The sequence below is a fragment of the Arthrobacter sp. B2060 genome (genome assembly GCF_059090445.1).
The window spans coordinates 275785-295625 of record NZ_JBNHFR010000004.1 but is presented as its reverse complement, the minus strand read 5'-3'; the positions used below and the strand labels follow the sequence as shown (position 1 = coordinate 295625).

Annotated in this window: 19 protein-coding genes; 11 read left to right on the top strand and 8 right to left on the bottom strand. The window is 64.0% G+C overall.

Annotated elements, in window-relative coordinates; all coding sequences use genetic code 11:
* Nucleotides 1-130: 130 nt before the first annotated feature.
* On the top strand, nt 131-1378 hold the full coding sequence (locus AC5RUM_RS10170; RefSeq protein ID WP_494034804.1) for a MinD/ParA family ATP-binding protein: 1248 nt from the start codon (nt 131-133) through the stop codon (nt 1376-1378).
* Between the two features lie 112 nt (nt 1379-1490).
* Here the strand turns inward: AC5RUM_RS10170 and AC5RUM_RS10165 are convergent, their stop codons facing one another.
* Both AC5RUM_RS10165 and AC5RUM_RS10160 read right to left on the bottom strand, forming a co-directional pair.
* The gene (locus tag AC5RUM_RS10165; RefSeq protein ID WP_494034803.1) at nt 1491-2651 is read right to left on the bottom strand and encodes a hypothetical protein; all 1161 of its coding nucleotides are present in this window, start codon (nt 2649-2651) and stop codon (nt 1491-1493) included.
* Nucleotides 2648-3442: a hypothetical protein gene (locus tag AC5RUM_RS10160; RefSeq protein ID WP_494034802.1), complete on the bottom strand. Its 795-nt coding sequence runs from the start codon at nt 3440-3442 to the stop codon at nt 2648-2650. Before AC5RUM_RS10160 ends, AC5RUM_RS10165 begins: the two co-directional genes overlap by 4 nt.
* Nucleotides 3443-4134: 692 nt before the next feature.
* Here AC5RUM_RS10160 and AC5RUM_RS10155 point away from each other — a divergent pair.
* From AC5RUM_RS10155 to AC5RUM_RS10135, 5 genes are all read left to right on the top strand, one after another.
* Complete coding sequence (locus AC5RUM_RS10155) at nt 4135-4386, top strand: hypothetical protein (RefSeq protein WP_494034801.1); 252 nt, start codon at nt 4135-4137, stop codon at nt 4384-4386.
* Between the two features lie 182 nt (nt 4387-4568).
* Nucleotides 4569-5048: an acyltransferase family protein gene (locus AC5RUM_RS10150; RefSeq protein ID WP_494034867.1), complete on the top strand. Its 480-nt coding sequence runs from the start codon at nt 4569-4571 to the stop codon at nt 5046-5048.
* Between the two features lie 2 nt (nt 5049-5050).
* Nucleotides 5051-5563, top strand: coding sequence for an acyltransferase family protein (locus AC5RUM_RS10145; protein ID WP_494034800.1), 513 nt, complete (start codon nt 5051-5053; stop codon nt 5561-5563).
* The gene (locus AC5RUM_RS10140; RefSeq protein ID WP_494034799.1) at nt 5563-5712 is read left to right on the top strand and encodes a hypothetical protein; all 150 of its coding nucleotides are present in this window, start codon (nt 5563-5565) and stop codon (nt 5710-5712) included. The genes AC5RUM_RS10145 and AC5RUM_RS10140 overlap by 1 nt, the downstream gene beginning before the upstream one ends.
* Nucleotides 5713-6156: 444 nt before the next feature.
* A complete protein-coding gene (locus AC5RUM_RS10135) occupies nt 6157-6372 on the top strand; it encodes a hypothetical protein (RefSeq protein ID WP_494034798.1) in 216 nt (71 codons plus the stop codon).
* A gap of 41 nt (nt 6373-6413) precedes the next feature.
* On the opposite strand, the gene AC5RUM_RS10130 is transcribed toward AC5RUM_RS10135, so the two are convergent.
* Nucleotides 6414-6923 carry a GNAT family N-acetyltransferase gene (locus AC5RUM_RS10130; protein WP_494034797.1) on the bottom strand — a complete coding sequence of 170 codons (510 nt, stop codon included), beginning with the start codon at nt 6921-6923 and terminating at the stop codon, nt 6414-6416.
* A gap of 637 nt (nt 6924-7560) precedes the next feature.
* On the opposite strand from AC5RUM_RS10130, the gene AC5RUM_RS10125 reads away from it, so the two are divergent.
* A complete protein-coding gene (locus AC5RUM_RS10125; protein WP_494034796.1) occupies nt 7561-8151 on the top strand; it encodes a hypothetical protein in 591 nt (196 codons plus the stop codon).
* An 8-nt stretch (nt 8152-8159) separates the two neighbouring features.
* Here AC5RUM_RS10125 and AC5RUM_RS10120 read toward each other — a convergent pair whose 3' ends face one another.
* Entirely contained in the window at nt 8160-9248 is a 1089-nt protein-coding gene (locus tag AC5RUM_RS10120) for a YncE family protein (RefSeq protein WP_494034795.1), read from the bottom strand.
* A 200-nt stretch (nt 9249-9448) separates the two neighbouring features.
* Here AC5RUM_RS10120 and AC5RUM_RS10115 point away from each other — a divergent pair, with 200 nt between their 5' ends.
* Together AC5RUM_RS10115 and AC5RUM_RS10110 are read left to right on the top strand one after the other, a co-directional pair.
* Nucleotides 9449-11575, top strand: a complete 2127-nt coding sequence (locus AC5RUM_RS10115) for an FG-GAP-like repeat-containing protein (RefSeq protein WP_494034794.1) — start codon at nt 9449-9451, stop codon at nt 11573-11575.
* A 236-nt stretch (nt 11576-11811) separates the two neighbouring features.
* Nucleotides 11812-12459, top strand: coding sequence for a sulfatase-like hydrolase/transferase (locus AC5RUM_RS10110; RefSeq protein ID WP_494034793.1), 648 nt, complete (start codon nt 11812-11814; stop codon nt 12457-12459).
* On the opposite strand, the gene AC5RUM_RS10105 is transcribed toward AC5RUM_RS10110, so the two are convergent.
* The 3 genes from AC5RUM_RS10105 to AC5RUM_RS10095 form a co-directional block, all read right to left on the bottom strand.
* Nucleotides 12406-12927: a hypothetical protein gene (locus AC5RUM_RS10105; RefSeq protein ID WP_494034792.1), complete on the bottom strand. Its 522-nt coding sequence runs from the start codon at nt 12925-12927 to the stop codon at nt 12406-12408. The two genes, AC5RUM_RS10110 and AC5RUM_RS10105, sit on opposite strands and share 54 nt — an antisense overlap.
* Nucleotides 12928-13612: 685 nt before the next feature.
* Nucleotides 13613-14275: a TasA family protein gene (locus AC5RUM_RS10100; protein WP_494034791.1), complete on the bottom strand. Its 663-nt coding sequence runs from the start codon at nt 14273-14275 to the stop codon at nt 13613-13615.
* A gap of 32 nt (nt 14276-14307) precedes the next feature.
* Nucleotides 14308-14856 carry a signal peptidase I gene (locus AC5RUM_RS10095; protein ID WP_494034790.1) on the bottom strand — a complete coding sequence of 183 codons (549 nt, stop codon included), beginning with the start codon at nt 14854-14856 and terminating at the stop codon, nt 14308-14310.
* Between the two features lie 341 nt (nt 14857-15197).
* Between AC5RUM_RS10095 and AC5RUM_RS10090 the strand changes: the two genes are divergently transcribed.
* Entirely contained in the window at nt 15198-17360 is a 2163-nt protein-coding gene (locus AC5RUM_RS10090; protein ID WP_494034789.1) for a S8 family serine peptidase, read from the top strand.
* Nucleotides 17361-18078: 718 nt separating this feature from the next.
* The gene (locus tag AC5RUM_RS10085; RefSeq protein WP_494034788.1) at nt 18079-18876 is read left to right on the top strand and encodes a hypothetical protein; all 798 of its coding nucleotides are present in this window, start codon (nt 18079-18081) and stop codon (nt 18874-18876) included.
* 236 nt (nt 18877-19112) lie between these two features.
* On the opposite strand, the gene AC5RUM_RS10080 is transcribed toward AC5RUM_RS10085, so the two are convergent.
* A complete protein-coding gene (locus AC5RUM_RS10080) occupies nt 19113-19796 on the bottom strand; it encodes a TetR/AcrR family transcriptional regulator (protein WP_494034787.1) in 684 nt (227 codons plus the stop codon).
* Nucleotides 19797-19841 lie beyond the last annotated feature (45 nt).

Here is a 19841-nt window from a genome sequence, read left to right as displayed (position 1 = left end):
GCCGTCGTCGCGGCGGCACTCCTGCGGGGCTGATGACAGCGTCAGGTGCGCCAGCGCCTAGAATTACTGTTTGAACCTATCCAATCGAGAAGCGCAGCGGGATATTGCTGTGAGCCCTGGGGGACCAAACATGCCCAAACCGGTGGAAAACCAAATGGCCGAAGCAGACACCGACACGGAGCAGCCCGAGCTGCGACGCCGCCGTGTCCGCCGCCGAGACGGCAGCGACTCCGACGACTGGACAGGATCCTTTGACGCTGTGACACCCAACACCAGTTCCGTCCCCGTACTCCCGGTCCGCAGCTCATCCTGGGCCGAGGCGGCGGCCACGGCCGACGCGCTCTCTGGAACACCGGAGGCACCGGCCGCCCCGCCCGCGCCGGCCCGCAGGCCGGCGGCAGCACCGGCCTCGTCCGGCCCGGAAGCTGCCCCCGAACCGGAACTGCCGACGGCGGACGCCACCGCTCTGCCGACGTCGTTCGTCCGCGAGCAGAAGCCCCGCCCCAAGCGTGGCTTCCGCGGCTTCGTGTACCGGGTGACCGGCGGCTCCTGGAACATGGGCCCCAGCCCGCAGGAGCGCGAGGAGGACGAGCTCGCCCGCCGCATCTCCCGCCAGCTGCAGGGCAGCTTCAACACCGCCGTGCTCAGCCTCAAGGGCGGCATCGGCAAGACCTCCACCACCGTGGGCGTGGGTCTGACCCTCGCCGAATTCCGCGGCGATCCGCCGTGCGCTATCGACGCGAACCCGGACTCCGGCGACCTCGTGGAGCGCGCCTTGGGCGAGGGCATCTACCAGCAGGCCACGCCGCGGACCATTACCGACCTGCTCAAGAACATCGATGCCATCGATTCGCTGACCGGCCTGTCCCGCTACATGCACCACTCAGGCCGGCTGCATCTCATCGCCGGGGAACAGGACCCCGAGGTTTCCGACTCGCTCACCGCGGAGGAGTATCTGCGGATCCGGAAGGTCATCGCGAGCTACTACTCGGTGGCTCTGACCGACTGCGGGACAGGCGTGACGCACAACGCGATGAGCGGGATCCTGCAGTCAGCGGACAACCTCATCATTGCCGCCGGCTACGCGGTGAGCGGCGCCAAACGGGCCCGCAGCACCCTGCAGTGGCTCGCCAGCCACGGCTACGAGGATCTGGCCCGCAATGCGATTGTGGTGATCACAGACAAGGACGAGGTCTCCTCCCGCGTGGACAAGGACGCGATCGAGGAGCACCTCTCCGGGATGTGCCGCGAGCTCATCGCCGTCCCGCACGACAGGGGAGTGGCAGATGGGGATTTGGTGACGCTGGATGTGCTGAAGCCGGAGACGCGGCGGGCCTACAAAGAGATTGCTGCTGCGATTGTGGACGGGTATAGGTAAGGTCCGGAAACGTGATCGTGGCCCGGACATCACGCGGGTGGGCTGAACTGGTGGATTGGAAACGCAAGATGCGAGTTCAGCGTTGAAAGTCCCCTTATGGACGGATGCGGACTCATATGCCCTTGGCAGCTTCAGCGCAGAATGCCGCCCAGCCCGGCTTCGCCGTGCACGTCGTCCCATCGCCATAGCCGTCGACGCCGTCGTTGTGAACCAGCCCGAAAAAGTTTTCCGGGTTCTCGGCGTTGAAGTTCGGCGAACCAGGGATGTCAGCCTGCCACGGCATCGTCTGCCACGTGTAGAAGATCAGCCCTTGGACCAGTCCGTAGTTGCGGCGGAGGTAGGCAAATAGGGCATGAATTCGTGCGGCCTGCTGTTGTTCCGCCTGCGCCTGCGTGGTGCCGAGCAGTGTGCCGGTGCCGGCGGTGTGGGTGGGATATCCGATTTCGGTGATCCAGACCGGCAGATCAGGCTTTCCGGCGGCTGCCAGCAGGGCACGGAAGTCCGTTAGCTTCGCCGTGTGGTAGAAGTTGCGTCGCCACTCAATGTCCGGGACAGCCCGTGGCGTGCCGGCCGGGTCATATCCCGCCGGATACCAGCGGTCGGCGTAGGGATGAACTGACAGCCCGTCGATCGCGTTGATGGTCCCCGGGTAGGCGAGGAACGGTCCAGTGTAGGGGGCAGGGGCAACGGCTGCGTTGTTCGTGCCGGTGTCCATCGCAGCGAACACCTTGCAGCCGGGGGTCGCATGGATCGCCGCCGCGGCGGCCAGCACGATACGGGCGTACAGGTCGGTGTCGCCCGGCAACTGCCCGCCGGTCGAGTCTTTCCACGGGGCGAACATATAGGGTTCGTTCCAGATTTCAAACTCGGTCACTGGCAGGTAGTTGACGGACGGGTTAGCAGCCCAATACGTGCCGCCAGGCCCGTACCGTGCCGCAACCTGTCCGCAGTAAGCGGCATAGTCGGCAATGGCCTGTGGGGTGGCCGGTGGCCGCGGCCATGACTCGCTTGTGTTCGCGCCTCCCACTGCCCATGTCGGCGGTTTGCAGAGGATACCGAAGATTCGCAGCCCGGCGCTTGCGCAGTCCTTAACCCATGCGTCAATCCCGGACCAGCTCCACGCGGTACGGGAGGCCGGCTGGATGGTGGACCAAACAAATTCTTCCCGCGAGTAGGCACCCGGGCCAACACCGGACACGATGCGCGCGGCAGTACCGGGACGGTCCGCGGGTGTGCGCTGGTGCATGAGGGCGTGGACGCCAATCGGAATCATACGCCCGCCAGGCCGAAATGCAGGGGGGAGCTCTGTAGGTACGACCATGTTCCGGCCGTGGTATTGACGCTTGCCGGGGCGGGGTGGAATGCCCCAGCCTGGTAGAGGCCAGTGGCATCCCCGAAAGCTGCGCCCATTATCTTGAACGAGTGGATGGACCCCTGGCTTCGGGTGTAATACTGGAAGATTCCATTGCCGATGGTCACGGCGTAGTAGTACGTCGTGCCAGCGGTCAGAGTAATTGGGGCAAGCAGCGGGTCCCGCCTGATGTTGTTGTCCACGTTGGGATTAGCCAAGTCCCCTGTCGTGGCCACCCGTGTCAGGATCGTGCCGTCCAGCCGATACAGGGCTTGCGTGTAGTTCGCGGTCCCGCCACCCTTGCGGAGTGCGAGGGAGGCCACTGTAATGTCTTTTCGGAGTCGGAAGAGCTGGAGCATCAGGCCACCGGCACCGCCGGGGTGCGCCGTTACCGCAATAGTGGCGATGGACGGATTTGGGTCAGGCATGGTGGTGAACCAATTGTTGGACTGGCACCCTACCACTGCAATCTGGCCAGGTGTCTGCGCAGACCATACGCCGCCGTCGAAGTAGGTCCGGGTGCCGGCGAGGTTTCCGCCCGCCGCGTCGGTCTGAATCCATTCCGTACCGGCGGCGGGCGTGGCTGGCCGCGCGGCGAGCGTGCCCCTACGGACGATGGGGGCGCGGAGCGCCAGCGCCTTGGCGGTCTCGTCCTTCCCGGCAAACTTGGCCGAAAGGTCTGGGAGTAGGGCTGACGGAATCTTTGATTCCATGTCTAGTGTTGCCACACCTAGCGGAGCGCCCTTTTCGAACGTGGGAATATACGTGGTAGGCGGGGTTTTATCGCCCGGGGCGGCTTCGGCGCTGCTGGAATCAATAGCTGAAATCGCGGAAGCACCCGTTAGCGCAGTTATTAGGGTGCCGGATCTGAGCAGCCCGCGTCGCTTTACCCCGGCGTCGGATTGGGACGCCGCATGATCCGTATTTTCAGTCTCCCCGGCCATGGCTGCGACGCTACCTAACGGAACCGCACAACAGAGACGACGGCACGGTGCCGACGAGCGTGGCTGTCACTCCACCGTTTCTTTGGACTGGTATAAGAGTCAACATTCTGAGCCTCCAAAACTCATAAATTGTCGTCTCTAGAAGCTATTTCCTTGGAATGGCACAAACCACCGTAGCGGCTACGCGCTTTTATTCTTGGCGAGCACGTAATGGAAACCATCTGTACTCAGTTATTCGCAAATAGATTTCTGGCTACGCGGGAAGGAACCTTGAGCGCCTCGACCTCCAGCTTGTCCGGCTTACTTGCTGTTCCGGAGACTTATCCTGGTCGAGCGAAACCGGCGAGGCCTACAGCACACAGGAGCGCATTTAGAAAGACTCCCTGCTGCTTCTGCCTTCGCGGCGAGGTCGGCGTTCTTCCCCGCCGCGGTTGCGCCACAGTTGGTCTGAAGGACGCCAGTTGGCGACCGCGATGATCACGGATAAGGATGAGGTGGCCAGTCGCGTGGACAAGGACGCTATCGAGGAGCATCTCGCCGGGATGTGCAGCGAGCCCATCGCCGCCGCGCTGCCAGGAGGAGTGGCCGACGGGGACCTGATGACCCTGGACGTGCTGAAGCCGGAAACGAGCGGTTGTCGACGGGTACCGGTAGGGGACGCGGGAACGGCTAGGCCGACTCCCGGTTGCCGGATAATACGAACGGCGGTCTGATCGGACGGACAGCCGTATATCGGGGCGGCTGGCTCTCTCCTCATGGCAGGGGAACTTAACCAGCCCTATGGAACCCTTATGATTAGGGCAAACACTTCTTGGGGGGACCGCTGCAGACGTTCGATCAGTTCAAGGCTGCCAAATACTTTCCGCGGCTAGACGGGCTGCGTGCATGAAGCGTCCTGCTCGTCGTTGCTTACCACAGCAGCGTGACCGGTCTCGTGGCCTTGAACGGTCGAGTAGGTGTCACGATATTCTTCGTCATCAGCGGGTTTCTCATCACAACACTGCTGCTGCGTGAAGAAGAGAAGTACGGAAAAGTCTCGCTCCGCGCCTTCTACATTCGTCGGACGTTCCGAATCCTGCCGCTCTACTACGTCGCCCTGGCCCTCACGACGCTTGCCGTCATACTCGGCTTTGGCGACAAGGGAACAAACTACTGGGACCGACTCCCGTACTTCCTGACTTACATGAACGAGTTTGTCGGGGCCGGTACGTTCCAGCACTCGTGGTCACTCGCCATCGAAGAGAAGTTCTATCTCCGCTGGCCGGCTTTGGCCTTCGTGGTCCCGTTCGCCATACGGCGGCGGGGAATGATTGCCTGGGCATTGCTGACCGCTACGTGCGCTGTAGGGCTAATCGCACCAGGCAGCGGCTGGTAGGGATGTACGCTCCGATTATCGCTGGCTGTGTCTTGGCCGTAATCGCAAACTCACGGCGGGGATACCGCCAGGTCGCCAGACTTGCCTCGCCTCCAGCGGGGATCCTGATGGCCGTGCTAATCCTGCTGTCCGTCGTCTTTTCACCTGAGAGCCACACGCAGGTTATGGGCGGTCTCGCTTTTGCCTTGGCTTTCCCGTTCTTGCTGTTTGGCGACGGGCGCTTCACTGGATGGTTGGGCCACCCATGGGTGACCTACATTGGCCGGCGTGCCTACGCCATCTACCTCTTCCACCCGCTGGTGGGAAAAGTTGTCCAGACCGTGCTCCCTGTTGACCGGGGGTCTGTCCTTCAGTGGGTGCACTTCGCAGCTACGATCCTGCTGACCATTGCCCTCGCGGAGGTTCTACACAGGGTAGTGGAGGAACCTTTCCGCAAGATGGGCCAGCGCCTGGCCAGCAAGAGTTCTGATCGTGGAATCCAGCGGGCCAGAGGCCAGCACTTCAGCCACGCTTGATGCCAGAGGCAGGCGGGATCTCCGACGCTCGCGGCAACAGGAACGGCGAGGTAGCCATCGCCGGCTCCGCCGCTGTTCGTGTACCCGCCCTGGGCGTCTTCCATGACGTCGTTTCACCCGAGGATGTCCGCCGCCTCGTAGGACCATGAGCTCATTTCCCCGGTCTGGGCCCTCAACACGCGCTAGCCCCTTGCTGGAGCTTCACCGAGGAACAGCGGCGGGATGTCCAGCGGGGGGGCCGTGGCCGGGTAGATCGTGTCAGTGGCTTCCTGAGCGATACCCAGAAACTGGGACGCTGGCACCACTCGATGCGGCGCATCTATCTTGGCGGGAGAGCGGCACCTGCACGAACCGGCGGAGACCTGATGACGGACGTACTGAAGCCAGAGAAGCAGCGGACTTGAAGAGATCGCTGTGGTGAGCGAGGACGCGTACGGGTAAGTTTCCGGAAACCTGAACGTGCCTCGAACACCACGCGGGCGGGCTGAACTGATGGATCGAACAACACAAGATTCGTGTTCACCGTTGAAAGACCCGTGATGGAAGAGGATTCAACCGTGTATATGTGCCTGCCTGTCGGATAGTCTCTTGCCATGGCTGACGACCAATTCAAGAGTCTGTTAAACAGCGTTGACGCGCTTTATCACGAAGTCGTTGCGCTGCGGGAGGGCGCCAAGGCCGGAGGCAAGCCGGGCAAAGAGGAGCTCGTCCTGGCTGAACTGCGGCTGGATAACCTATGGCGGGAGCTGTACGAGTTCATGGACCTTCCCCTTTCCCGCGAAAGTGGACCAGCCGCCGGCACTGAATGACTGGGCGGCGGTGGTGAACCGCCGCCAAGTTGGATATCCGGTTAGTCGTCCCCGGCCCGCTGTGTGAGGCGGCGGAAATCCCTGGAGAGGTACAGGGCCATGGCGGGGGCGTTAGCGCTGTGCACCGTGACGGCTACGGTCCTGTGTCCCAGCGTGTGCAGCACATCCATGGCACGGCGCAGGAGGTCTTCGGCGAGGCCCTGCCTGCGGTGGTCGGGGTGGGTGAACAACTCGGCGATGTACGCCGTTCCCGGTGCGGCGCTGCCGACACTGCGGTCCGTGACCAGGATGGCCGCGGTGATCTGCCCGACCGCATTGACGATTGCCAGGGACGCCTGGGGGATGGGGTTTCCGTGCGCCCCGGAAAAGATCCTGCTGATCTTGGCGGCAGCTTTCTCGGCGTCCAGACGGTCCGCTTCGGGATGATAGGACCGGAGATACAGGTCCGTCAGTTCCATAAGATCCGTGGACTCCACGGGCCGGGGGATGCTTGCTCCGGGTCTGTGCTCCTGCGGGCCGACGAGAGCTGCAAGGGAGATGAGAGGAACCATGGTTGACCTGCCTTCCGCGGGTAAGAACGACTCCTGCCCATAGTGTGGAGCATGACGGGCTCCGGGGGAAGAGAACCGGGCGTGTCGCGGCGCGGGCAGAGGCGCTGGGAGCGCCCGCAGTTCAGTAACTTATGATGGCGCTTCTCCACACAGCGGTCGCGTCCCTTTACACCCAGATAATTTCCGAATCCCGAGTTTCTTCTTGTTGGGCTCGGGATGACCCATGAGGAGCGTCCGTCCGCGGAGGCTAGAGGCCTGGGCCGAATTCCCAAAAGTTGGCTTAAAGGCACACCGTGGGCGGTTGCCCTGGCTGTCGTTGCCCTTGCCGCCGCCATAGGGCCGGGCGTCGTTTGGGCCGACACCGTTCAGTACCTGCGGATTGCCTATGTCCTCCAGGGCGTACCGGTAGAACGGGCATGGCTGGACGCCTACACCCTGTGGTGCATGCACCCTTCCCTGGCCTACCCGGGGCACGCTCGATAACTGCGTCACCACGACCATGGCCGGCCGGGGCCCGATCATCGGGTGGATTGACAGGAATCCGCAGTACCAGGAGATCTTCTCGCCGCGGATAGGTTATCCGCTGCTGTCGATTCCGTTCATGCGGCTACTGGGTGACCGGGAAGGCCTGTAGCTGGTGGCTGTCGCCGCCACGACCGTCAGCGGGCTGCTGATGGTGAAGCTGGCCCGGCTGGCCGGTTTGGCGCTCATTCCTGCCGTGCTGGCGCAGATTGCCTTTTACGCACTGCCGGTCAGCCTGCCCCATGGCCTGGCTCTGCTGGCTGAGGGGCCCACGCTGTCTGCGGCACTGGTCATGACTCTTGGCCTGGTGCATGTGCTGAGGGGATCCAGCGTGCGGGGGCTGTGGATGATGGGTCTGGGCCTGGGGTTGGTGTTTTTCTTCAAGTACTCTTCAACCCTGCTCCTGAGCGTCAGCTTCCTTGTTGTCTGTCTGTGCCTGCTGGCCGTGAAGGGTACCGGCAACGGCGCCAGGTCCGGCTGGCTGCAACCGCTGCGGCGGCCAGCGTGGGATCAGCCTTGTTGTAAACAGGGCATTCTGGGTTCCACCCTCTGGGTAGGCGTGGCCTTAGGTGTGGCTCTGCTCGTCGCGGAGGTCCACCGCCGCAAACTTGCCAAGCGGCGCGCCGCCTCTGGATTAGTGGGTCACGGGCAGCAGAGGCCAGGCTCCCGGAACAGGGCCTCAGCTGTGAACTGTGCCAGGGCCTGAAGCTCCGGCTACTGGGGCATCTGCAGCCAAGCCACAGTGCCTTCACTGGCGCCGCCCGGCACATAGGCCCTGAGTCCTGAGGGCTCGAAGGCAATGGAAGACGCCGAAAACGGTACCGGCGCCGTCCCCACTACTGTATTCGTCGACACGTCGATGACGTGGAGGATGCCCCCGGCCGGTGCCTTCCCGTCATGACCCCCAACGGCGAACGCCAGCGTTCCCGCTTTGTTGAGGTGCACCCGGTTTGCAGGTGACACGGTCAGGGGTATCGTGGCGACGATTTTCGACGTTGCGACATTGACCACCGCCACAGCGTTGAAGCCGTTGACGTAGGCCAGCGTTCCACTCGGATTGACGCTCACGCCATACGCGAAACCAACGTAGATTATGGACTTGACCTTTCGTGCCCGGAGGTTGACCACCGTCAACGTACCGGCGGAGACGTTGACCGTGTATGCGAGAGTTTCTGCAGCATTGACGGCCAACGTGTACATGTCCCCGCCCGCGGGTATGCGTGTCAGGATTTTGCCCGTCTTGAGGTCCAGAAGCACCACTCCGTCCAATGTGCTCCCAGTGGCGAGGTAGCCGAGGGTCTCGGCTGCATTGAGGACGATCTGCGTGGGCCCCACCGGGACGGGAAGGGTTCGGATGACAGTGCTGGTCCGCGTGTCAATGACGGAGACGGTGTGCGAACCGTAATTCACCACGTAGGCCAGTGTTCCCGCCCGATTGAGGACGATATTGACGGGATTCAGTCCCACGTTGATTTTCACAACGACTTTCCTCGACGCCGTGTCCAGTACGTGCACGCCGGCCGTGTACGGTTCTTCTTCGGGGAAAACGTTGCCGCTGTCAAGAACATACAGGCGTTTCCCGTCAGGGCTGACGACGGCGTCCCTCAAGTGATACCCCAAGGGGAACGTCGCCAGGACCTTCGGTGAAGCCGTCCCTGGCGGCGGGGCAGCCATGGCTCGGCTGGCCGGAACGGCCACGGCCGACGGCACCAGCAGCAGGAGCGTAAGGATGACAACTAGGAACGGCGGGTGCAGCGGGAGCCAACTGCCGCGGTGGTTATCGTGTGCCTCCGTGCGCATCATGACAGCCCCAATCCTCGTCGTCCCGCTTACGTAAAACTGTCCCACTCGGTGCGTCTGAGTACTAGAGGAATCGTCGACCGCGTTGATGCCGGCAGGCCCTGCGGATGCCTGCATGTACTTGCGTCTGCCAGCCATGGTTGCCGGGCTGCATCGTTGCTACTGTTCTCGTATAGCAAACTGGGGATGCTCTGGGGGACGGCATGATCACTTCTGACTCGCAGTCGGCGGTTCAGGGTCTGAGGAAGGGCCTTGTCGCCCTAACGTACGCCGGGGCGCTGATTGTGTCCGTCCTCGTGGCCCCGCCTCAGGCTGTAGCAGCAGACACACCATACCTGGACCCTGCCTTCGGGGAGCGCGGCAGGGCAGTTGTTGATTTCGGCGGGCAAGGCGCGAATGCAGTTGCTGTCGACGTCGATCTGCAGGGGCGCACCGTGACCGTAGGCCTGCCCCAGGATGAAAACTCGCACCATTTCCTGCAGGTGATGCGCCTTCTTCAGACCGGGGTACCGGATCTAGCTTTCGGCCAAGGCGGCGTGGCGGCGTTCCGCGAACTCCCATACCTTGCAGACGAAGAAGTCCGAGATGACGGGACGCTATCTGTACACCCGGACGTCTCGGATGTGAAAGTCCAAGATGACGGCAAAGTCCTGGTGCTCAGCCAACGCCAGTTGATGCGCTTGGATGAGCACGGTGCTTTGGACGAAACCTTTGGCGCATCAGGATATGTGGCTCCTGGCCCAAGCGGCGACAGCAATTTCCAACAGAACAACGTATTCAGTTACTTCGACACTGCTGCGGATGGAACCATCGTGGTGGTCGGGACCGCGACGGTTTTCGACGGTGCCCGCTGGAATCAAGAAGTAGCAGGTTGGCGTTACACGGCCGATGGAGTGCTGGTATCCAGCTTCGCCCAGTTCCCGGTGAATTCTGAAAACCCCGACAGCATCTGGACCCCACAGGCCATGGCACTCGATGGTGCGGGACGAGTAGTTGTGGCGGGAGCTGCGGATGGTATCCAAGGACGACTGCTTCGCTTCCTGCCCGACGGACAATTGGATTCTTCATTCGGTGAAGGCGGCCTGGTTCGCCAGCCCTCACCTGGCCGCGAGGTTGCTGCGTACCCGGACGGCCGCATCGTCGTTGTCCGGGACCAGCGGATAAACGCGTACAATGCCGACGGGACTCTCCTGACAGATCTGGCTGCACCACGGGAAATGCAAATCGCCAGCCTCCATATAGACGGTGCCAACAGAGTGTTGCTCGCAGGAATCAAAGTGCTGCATAGCACCGGCGCTTACGCCCTCGTTCGGCTCAACGCAGAGTGGATGCCGGACAGAAGCTTTGGCACAAACGGGGTGGTGATGTCCACGTTCCCTGAGGGGGACGCCTACATGGCTGATGCGACCCTGACACCTGACGGGGACATGGTTGCAACCGGCCGGATCAATTCGGTTGGGGACGACCCGCGCAATCCTGTTGAGTCGTACCCGTACGGCTGGGCCCGCTATGACTTGGGACGAGGACCAGCCTTCGGATACCCCGCTATGCGGAATGACTTCAACGGCGACGGCAGGACAGATGTGCTGGCCCGTGACAGCAGCGGCGTGCTTTGGCTCTACTCCGGCAACGGCAGCGGTGGCTTCCTGACGCGTACGAGGGTGGGCGGCGGCTGGAATGTCATGACGGCGATTGCCGGCGCCCCGGATCTGAATACCGACGGCAAGGCTGATGCCGTGGCGAGGGACAGCAGCGGGGTGTTGTGGTTCTATCCGGGTACTGGCAAAGGCATCTTCGGAACCCGGGTGAAGATTGGCGGCGGCTGGAACGTCATGACAGCGCTCGCCGCCGCTGAGGACTTTAACGACGACGGCAAGGCCGACCTGCTGGCCCGGGACCGAACCGGTGTGATGTGGTCCTATCGAGGCAACGGCAAAGGCGGCTTTCCCACCCGGGCCAAGGTCAGCAGCGGCTGGAACCCCATGACGGCGATCGCGCCAGGGGAGGATCGCAAGCGCGACGGCAGAGCGGATGTTCTCGCCAGGGACCGGAACGGTGTGTTGTGGTTCTACCCAGGTGACGGTGCCGGCGGGCTGCAATACCCGCTACGTGTTGGTACTGGCTGGAACGGCATGACGGCGATTGTCGGCACCGGGGACTTTAACAGCGAACGGCGTGAAGTCAGCGGGTGGGTAGGCGACGGCTGGGCTGACATAATCGCCAGGGACAGCAGCGGGGTGTTGTGGTTCTACCCCGGAAACGGCAGGGGTGAGTTTGGGCCCAGGAGGAGTATTGGCAGCGGCTGGAACGTGATGACGGCGATCAGCTGACGCCTCCGTCCCATGCCGTCCCAAGAATGATCCAAGGTTTCCCGCCCAGCGTCAGCCTCATGGGGAACCGGTACATGGAGCGGGATCAGCAACGGAGGATGTTGTAGTTGCCCCAGCCTCCGCTGAGGATGGTCCGGGTGCCCATGGTCCCCTTGCTGTAGGCGACGCGATCACTGACGAAGCCGTCAGCTTCCTCGGCCGTGCGACCTCCTCCGACAACGAACCATTTTTCCTTTATGATGCGTACACCGCGTATGTTGCGTACACCGCGCCGCACTGGCCGCTGCATGCCCCCGCAACGCGACATCGACAAGTACGAGGGCCGCTTCGACGCCGGCTGGGACCAGCTGCGCCGGGAACGCTTCAACCGCCAGTTAGAGCTGGGCATCGTGGAGCCGGGCAGCCAGCTCAGCCCTCGGGATCCCGGGGAATCCGCCTGGGACGACATGCCCGATAAAGCCTGGCAGGCCAGGCGCATGCAGACCTACGCGGCACAGGTCGACAAGATGGACCAGGGGATCGGCAGGGTCATTGCCGAGCTCAAGGCCAGGAACCAGTTCGAGAACACCGTCTTCATTTTCCTCTCCGACAACGGGCCTCCCTGGAGGAGATCCTGCACCTCGAGCGGGACACGTTCGTCAAGCGCAAGGACATCTTCCGTTCCCACACGCGCGACGGCGAACCCGTCCAGCTGGACAACGAACCCGGCATCGTTCCCGGGCCGGAAAACACCTACTCCAGCTACGGACGGGCGTGGGCAAACCTTTCCAGCACCCCGTTCCTGCTGTACAAGAAGTGGACCCACGAAGGCGGCATCGCCGCGCCGTCCATCATCCACTGGCCCTCGCCGAGTCCCTGCTCGCCGACTGGGCACAGTGGGCTGACCGCGTGGGCGTTCTTTCGGACGAATCGTGGACCTCTACGAGCTCCGGGGCCGGCCGGCGATTGAAGCGGCGGGGTAGGGGAATGAAGGCAGTGATTGCGCCGGTGCTGGATAGTCCCGCCCGGCAGAAGATCATCACGCTCCTGTACCTGGAGCCGCGGAGCCCGAGCGAACTTGCTTCCGCTCTGGGTCTGTCCCTGGCAACATTTCGGGCGACGCCGACCGCGGCGGAGGCGTCGCCGTCGGGCAGGCACTGTTCCAGGGCGCAGCAGTCCCGTTCCACCGCCAGCCCGCCGACCATGTGGGCATTCACTTTCAGGCTGAGGACGGCATCCAAAGCCGCTGCAGTGTCCTGGTCCCGCAGGGCGTTGCAGATGCGTTTCACCCTGGCAGGCAACAGCTGCAGGAAATCGCCCGCGTAGCTTGCCGCGGCCGTGCTGTTCTGGATGTCCTCGGCGAGGCGAAGCAAGGGCGTGGAGGAGAAGACTGCGGCAGTGCCTTCCGGGCCATGGCGGCTCCTTTCTTCTTGGCGTATCCGCAGCAGGATGTCCCGCTTGCGTGGAATCAGCTTCCTGTGGTGGTGGCCGACCGGACCTGGGCCCTGGCGACTTCCAGATTGATGGTGACAGCAGTACTTCTAGAGCTGGTGCCCGTTAGCCGGGCCCGCAGTCGGAGTCCCGTTCCAGGTGCAGAGGGTGCGACGGCCGATAATGTTGGGGCGCTTGTGCTTGTCACTACAGCAAAGGGCACGGAGCACGTATTGGCGGACTCGTTCCATCCGGTGCTGCAGTAGTCCACGCTGAACGCCACCGGTGCGGAGTTTGTTGCCACTGATGTCACGGTGTACGTGGCCGCGGAAAGGGTGAGGGTTCCCGAGTTCCCGACAGTGAAGAACTGGGCTGGTTCCCTCAACCCGTTACCGTGCCCTGTTGCTCCAATCGGGAACGTCAGTACAAGGGGACCTGGACTGTACGGCGCCGCCGTACTCGTGGTTGCCACTGCTCCCCAGCTTGCGCTGCTGGCGATCGTCGACGCCGATGCGGCCTGCGCGCTGCTGGCAGCGTCAGCCACTGCAAGTGACGTGCACAGCAGCAGAGCGGTGACCGACACTGCGGCCCCCGCTCTGCTGCTTAGAGAGTGCACACTCACTTCACTTAGCTTCCGGTGGTGCTGGCGGTACGCTGGGTTTCGCCGAAGGTCCAGGTCAGGGCAGAGGACAGGCCCTGGACCGTGCCGGCGGGTGCTGCGCCGTTGACCGTCGTTTCGGCCTGGTCCGGCAGGGAAAGTGCGAGCTGCAGCTTCACGGTGGAGCCGGCCGCGACGGTACTGGCCAGTGCGGCCGGCGTCGTGGCAAGGGTGCTCAGGGGCACGCTGGTGGCCAGAACGGCGGTGCTGGAACCATCGCCGGTGCAGGTCCCGGCGCCCGTAACGGTCCAGTCGCCCCCGACGCACTGCGTGACCGTGACGCGGAGTCCCTTCGTGGCGTTCGTGGTGAGAACGGTCGGAGTGGCATCAGCGACAGCCAGCGTGAGGTCCTTGCCGGCGAGGTCGGCGCCCTGGGTCAGGGTGACGTAGCGGTTCACAATATCGCCCGGGGCGAGGTTGGAGACGCCCTGGCTGAATCCGGTGCCGTTGTTGGCCATGGTCAGGCTCAGGACGCCGCTGGTGGCGGCCTGGGCGGTGGTGTTGGAGGCGGTGGCGTTCAGTGCTGCGTAGACGCCGCCGCCGGTGATGGCGAGGCCGGCGGCGCCGACTGCGAAGGCGGCCAGCAGGCGGGGGTTTGGACGGCGGGCAGGGCGGGCTGAGAGACCGGACATTGGAGATCCTTACTTGGGTGTTGGGTATTGAGTTAGGGGGAGGGCGCCGGGCTGGGCTGCCCGGAAACTGTGGGTGGTGTGCGGAGGATCCAGACCACGCTGGCGGCTGTGACAGACAGCCCGAACAACGCGGTGAAGATGGCACGCTGGACCGGATTCTGTGCCCAGAGCAGCGCGTTGCCTGCCAGCGGGACGGTGGCGACGACCACGGGTACCTGGTCCTGGTTCAGCGTGGCTCGCCAGTGGTCCGGAGCCGGGTTGGCGTCGCCTTTGGTGGTGAGCAGCGGGCGGTCCGGGTTGGTGCCGCCCAGGGCCGTGATGCGGTGGGCATAGGGGACGGTTTCGCCCGGCGGGGTGAAGACGGCCACCTGGCCTGTTTGCAGGCCGGCCACAGTCTGCGGCGCGGTGATCAGCAGGTCGCCGGGGGCGAAAGCCGGGCGCATGCTGCCGGTTAGCACCGGTGAGAAGCCGATGTGGAGCAGGGGTGCCGCCACACAGACAGCCAGGAAAACGGCCGTGATGACGGTGCCGACGACCAGGCCCAGAATGCGCCGGGCGGCGGCAAGAGGTGCTCCTGCCACTGAGCCGGCTGTATCTGAACTGGCTGACGTGCCCATGGGGACTGTTCCGTTTCTAGAGACCTTTTCTTCTGACACCGCTACGATGCACGGCGCCGCTCAGGAAAACGTCTGCTTCCAATCAATCCTCGATCAGCACTTGCTCAGGATTGGATCAAGCGAACATCGGCCTGCACCTGCGGAGCGACGGATGTCACACCCGCCGGTAGACTTGTCTCGGACGCGGCGGGGGGTCGCGCCTTAATCATGTCTGAGCCTTTAGGGCCGGACGCATGCAGCACAGGATGGTCTTAATGCCTCACCCGCGCAAATCTCACTTCCGCGCATCCCTGACACTGACAGGCGTGGCCGCCCTGGTAGCGGCCGTGCTGATCGCGCCGCCTGCCACAGCGGCTCAGGATGAGCCCGCACCCTTCCCTGCTGCGCCGAAGGTGGCTCGGGCCGCACTCAACCCGGCCCGCAGCGCGGTCCCGACTGACCAGTTCATCGTCAAGTACAAGGACGGGGCCGCCGCTCCTGCGGACCGGGCCAAGGCGTTCGGCCCCGCTGCCGCTAGGCTTGGAACCCAGGTCAAGGACGTCCGGTCTACCGTTGGCGGCGCACGCATTCTGCGCACCGGCAAGAAGCTGGGCGCCGCCGACGCAGAAAAGCTCCTGGCCTCATTGCGGACCGACCCCGCCGTGGCGTATGCCGAACCGGACACCATCCTGCAGGCGCAGGCTGCCTTGCCGAACGATCCGGGCGCGCCCTACCAGTGGAACCTGTTCCAAGAACCGGCCGGCCTCCGCGCCGCTGGAGCCTGGGACGTCACCCGCGGCGAAGGTGAGGTGGTGGCCGTGGTGGACACCGGCATCATCGAACACCCCGACCTGGCATCCGGACTGCAATCGAACGTGCTTCCGGGCTATGACATGATCGAGGAACCCGCGTACGCGCGTGATGAGGACGGCCGCGATCCCGATCCCACCGACAAGGGAGACTGGGGCGAACCTGCGCTCTGCGACCTGGGCTCTCCGTCGTCCTGGCACGGCACTCATGTGGCAGGGATCATCGCTGCATTCGCCGGGAACGGGGAAGGTATCGCAGGTGTGGCTCCGAATGCCAAAATCCTCCCGGTACGGGCGCTCGGGGCGTGCGGTCAGGGGCAGCTCACGGACATTGCCGAAGGCGTTCTCTGGGCGGTCGGGGAGCAAGTAGGCGATCTGCCTCTCAACCCCAACCCCGCCCGCGTCATAAATCTGAGTTTGGGTGGCACTTTTCCATGCTCGGCAACCTTTCAGCAGGCGATCAACACTGCCTATCGGAAGGGTGCAGTCGTCGTAGTAGCTGCCGGGAACGAGAACGGCCCCGCTTCGGAGTCTGAACCCGCCAACTGCCAGAACGTCATTACCGTCGCGGCCAGCGACCGCACCGGAGCCCGTGCCTACTACTCCAACTTCGGACCAGCCGTTGACGTCACGGCGCCGGGGGGAGATATGACCGTTAGCGGCTACGACGGCATCTTTTCGGCGTCGAATGAAGGCGATACCACGGAGGCAGCGGACACGTACTACCCGTCCCAGGGCACATCCTCCGCTGCCCCGCACGTTGCCGGCGCAGCCGCGCTGCTGATGGCCAAGCTTGGACCGACCGCAGATCCCGCCGCCGTGGAGGAACGCCTCAAGGCCACGGCACGGCCCCTGCCCGCCGGATGCCTCCTCGGGTGCGGTGCCGGCCTGGTGGATGCCGCGGCCGCGGTCCTGCCGGACCGCGTCCGCATCAACCTGATCGTCGCGGCCGGAGACCTGAACTCCGACCGGAAGGCGGATGTCCTGGCCCGTGACTCAGGCGGAACCCTGTGGCGGTACCCGGGCAACGGGAACGGCGGTTGGCTGCCGCGCGTCCGCGTGGGGGGCGGCTGGAACGGGATGACCGCCGTCGTCGGAACCGGCGACATGAACAGTGACGGCCGGGCCGATGTGCTGGCCCGTGACGCCGGCGGAACATCGTGGCTGTACCCGGGCAACGGGAGCGGCGGCTGGCTGCCGCGCATCCGCGTGGGCGGCGGCTGGAACACCATGACGGCCATGGTGGGTCCGGGCGACATGAACGGCGATGGCAAAGCGGACCTGCTGGCGCGGGACACCAGCGGGATGCTGTGGCTGTACCCGGGTAACGGGCGCAGCGGCTGGCTGCCGCGCATCCCCGCCGGCGGCGGCTGGAACGTGATGACCGCCTTCGTCGGTGCCGGCGACATGAACGGCGACCGCCGAGCCGACCTGATGGCGCGAGACACCAGCGGCAACTTGTGGCTCTACCCCGGAAACGGGCGCTCGGGCTGGGGTCCCAGGGCGAAGATGGGCACAGGCTGGAACTACATGTCCGTCATGGCCGGCCGCGGCGACTTCAACGGCGACGTCCGCAACGACCTCCTGGCCGTCGATACGGCCGGTGTGCTCTGGCTGTACACCGGCAACGGCGCCTCGGGCTTGACTGGCCGGATCCGGATGGGCGGCGGCTGGAACTAGAGGCCTTCGGTAATCCATTCTTAGCTGCCGTCGTCCGGGGCGCCATGGTGCGAAACGGCTTCCCGCTTCGCCGGTGAAACCCTGTCTGGTTCAGTTCAGCTGCCGGTTCGAGTCCCAGGCCCCTAAAAAGGGGGTTGTGCGCTATGAGTCCGGTTGACGGCGGAAGCTGGGCCTTTCCCAAGCCATATCGGCGAGGCTGGGCGGTGTCCCCGCGCCGAGGTAGCCAGTCAACCGTCTTCGAGGAACAGGGCAGCCCGGCCCCGCTGCATTCCCCAATAGCGTCCGGCCATCCCTAACGCAGAGTCACCGCCGTGAGCGGAAACCGCGGTCCGGGGCATCACAGTTGCCTCAATGGAAAGGCAGAAAACGCAGGGCACTGCGGTGCGACGGCCTGCTCAGTCTGGTGCTGCCTGTGCCCGTTGAATCGCTAGCTTGGTGGGCCGGCTGCCTGTTTGGACTCCCGGTCCAGGGACGAGTTGCTTGGGGTAGTTACCTGTGGAACAGGTAAGAGAGGAGCCCAGTAAACGCGTACCGGGTACTCGAGCTTAAGACCCGACGGCATTCTAGCCTGAACAAGCAAGCGAACTGATGACACTGCGTGGGGAGTAACTGTCACCATTCTTTTCGCTGATTGAGGTCTCAACCAGTTTCTTCCGGGTCTCAAAGGTTACTCCGCGCGGTCTGATCAGTTGAATCGGATATTTGATGGAGGACCGAAATGAAACGAACCATTGCCGCTCTGGGGGTGGTGGGCCTTGGACTGCTGGGCGCGACCGTCTCGGCGAATGCTGCACCGCCTGGAAAGATTACTATTTGCCACGCCACCAGCTCAGAAACGAACCCATATATCGCTGAGACCATCAGCGTCAGCGCCCTGTCGGCACACGTCGGGGACACGGAAGATATTGTTCCAGCAAACTCGGGGAACGACATGCCCAACGGGCAGAACCTGACACCGGAAAACATCGCGCTCCTCAACAACGGTTGCGTGGCGGTGGTCCCAGTTGACCCTGTTGATCAGGTCGATCCGGTGGATCCGGTTGACCCGGTGGTGGATCCGGTTGACCCGGTGGTGGATCCGGTTGACCCGGTGGTGGATCCGGTGGATCCGGTTGACCCGGTGGTGCCGGTTGATCCGGTGGTGGATCCGGTGGATCCGGTTGACCCGGTGGTGGACCCGGTTGACCCGGCAGTCGATTTGGCAGTTGACCCGGCGGCGCCGGCGGTGGTTGTGCCGCCGGCTGCCGCGGTTGTTGTACCCGTGACTCCGGCAGTGCCACCGGCTGCCACCCTGGCTGAACCCGTAGCCCCGGTGATGACGCCGGCCACGCCAGTAGCACGGACAGGAAGCGGGATTGCTGCGAGCAATGTCGGCTACAACGTTCAGACAGCTGCCGGAGGTGAGCCTGGCGCCGGGATTCCCGCGTGGCTTGCGGCCGTGACGTGCCTGTTCGCAGGCGTGGCTGCGGCCGTGCTCTTGAGGAGCGGAGTGCAATCCCGGAAGGCACACGGTTAGGAAGTGGTGACGGGGGTGCCGCGGCACCCCCGTGACGACTGGTCAACCACGGGAGCGTTCGCGTCTGAGCGCAAAGTGCCACTCTCAACCACTTAAAACTGAACCTGCGGGTGCGCCTCTAAGGAGACCGAAATGCACTGAAGTGCACACGCGCGGGGGCTGGCGGGTTGGCTTACCAAGGATCCGGACGGGCGGCGGCTGGAACTAGGGCACACCGCGGTCAGGTCTCCTCGCCGTCAGGTCGCCTCGTCGTCACTGTCGGAGCGCAGGCGGCCGAGGCCGTCGAGGATGAGGTTCAGCCCGAAGTCGAACTCGTCCCCGAAGTCGTAGCCCGGCTTCAGGACGTGCTCGGTGGCGATCTCCACCATGTGCGGGTACTGGCCGGAGGAGAACCTCTCGACGATCGGCGCCGTGACCTCGGCGGCGGTGTCCCGGCCTGTGAACGGCAGGGCGGCTTCCTGCAGCGCGAAGCCGTAGATGTAGCTGTCCAGAAGTGCGTAGGCGTGGGCTGTCATCTGTACGGAGAAACCCGCGGCGCGCAGTGTGGCAAGAGTGGCCTCGTGGTGGCGCAGTGTTGCAGGTCCTGGGGACGTCCGGGATTCCAGCAGGCCCACAGCCCACGGGTGGCGCCTCAGCGCGCCCCGCACGTCATGCCCCCGGCGCTGCATCTCATCCCGCCAGTCGCCCTCCGCTGAGGGAGCGGCGATTTCGCTGAAGACCAGGTCCACGATGCCGTCCAGGATCTCATCCTTATTGGCAACGTAGTGGTACAGGGACATGGCCTTCGTTCCCATGCGCTCGGCCAGCGAACGGATGGTCAGCGCGGCGATTCCCGACTCGTCCGCTAGGTCCAGCGCGCACCGGAGCACTCTTTCCCGGCTGAGGACAACGCGTTTCGGCGGACGGTCCTGCGCTGGCATCGACAATTTATCCCCCCGGCTCTAGCTCTTTCGTACACTGTACGC

Bases quoted from the DNA above. Each gene is read 5' to 3' on its own strand.
- AC5RUM_RS10170 (WP_494034804.1), top strand. From the start codon at position 131: ATGCCCAAACCGGTGGAAAACCAAATGGCCGAAGCAGACACCGACACG.
- AC5RUM_RS10165 (WP_494034803.1), bottom strand. From the start codon at position 2,651: ATGATTCCGATTGGCGTCCACGCCCTCATGCACCAGCGCACACCCGCG.
- AC5RUM_RS10160 (WP_494034802.1), bottom strand. From the start codon at position 3,442: ATGGAATCAAAGATTCCGTCAGCCCTACTCCCAGACCTTTCGGCCAAG.
- AC5RUM_RS10145 (WP_494034800.1), top strand. From the start codon at position 5,051: ATGTACGCTCCGATTATCGCTGGCTGTGTCTTGGCCGTAATCGCAAAC.
- AC5RUM_RS10140 (WP_494034799.1), top strand. From the start codon at position 5,563: ATGCCAGAGGCAGGCGGGATCTCCGACGCTCGCGGCAACAGGAACGGC.
- AC5RUM_RS10135 (WP_494034798.1), top strand. From the start codon at position 6,157: ATGGCTGACGACCAATTCAAGAGTCTGTTAAACAGCGTTGACGCGCTT.
- AC5RUM_RS10130 (WP_494034797.1), bottom strand. From the start codon at position 6,923: ATGGTTCCTCTCATCTCCCTTGCAGCTCTCGTCGGCCCGCAGGAGCAC.
- AC5RUM_RS10120 (WP_494034795.1), bottom strand. From the start codon at position 9,248: ATGATGCGCACGGAGGCACACGATAACCACCGCGGCAGTTGGCTCCCG.
- AC5RUM_RS10115 (WP_494034794.1), top strand. From the start codon at position 9,449: ATGATCACTTCTGACTCGCAGTCGGCGGTTCAGGGTCTGAGGAAGGGC.
- AC5RUM_RS10110 (WP_494034793.1), top strand. From the start codon at position 11,812: ATGATGCGTACACCGCGTATGTTGCGTACACCGCGCCGCACTGGCCGC.
- AC5RUM_RS10100 (WP_494034791.1), bottom strand. From the start codon at position 14,275: ATGTCCGGTCTCTCAGCCCGCCCTGCCCGCCGTCCAAACCCCCGCCTG.
- AC5RUM_RS10085 (WP_494034788.1), top strand. From the start codon at position 18,079: ATGAAACGAACCATTGCCGCTCTGGGGGTGGTGGGCCTTGGACTGCTG.
- AC5RUM_RS10080 (WP_494034787.1), bottom strand. From the start codon at position 19,796: ATGCCAGCGCAGGACCGTCCGCCGAAACGCGTTGTCCTCAGCCGGGAA.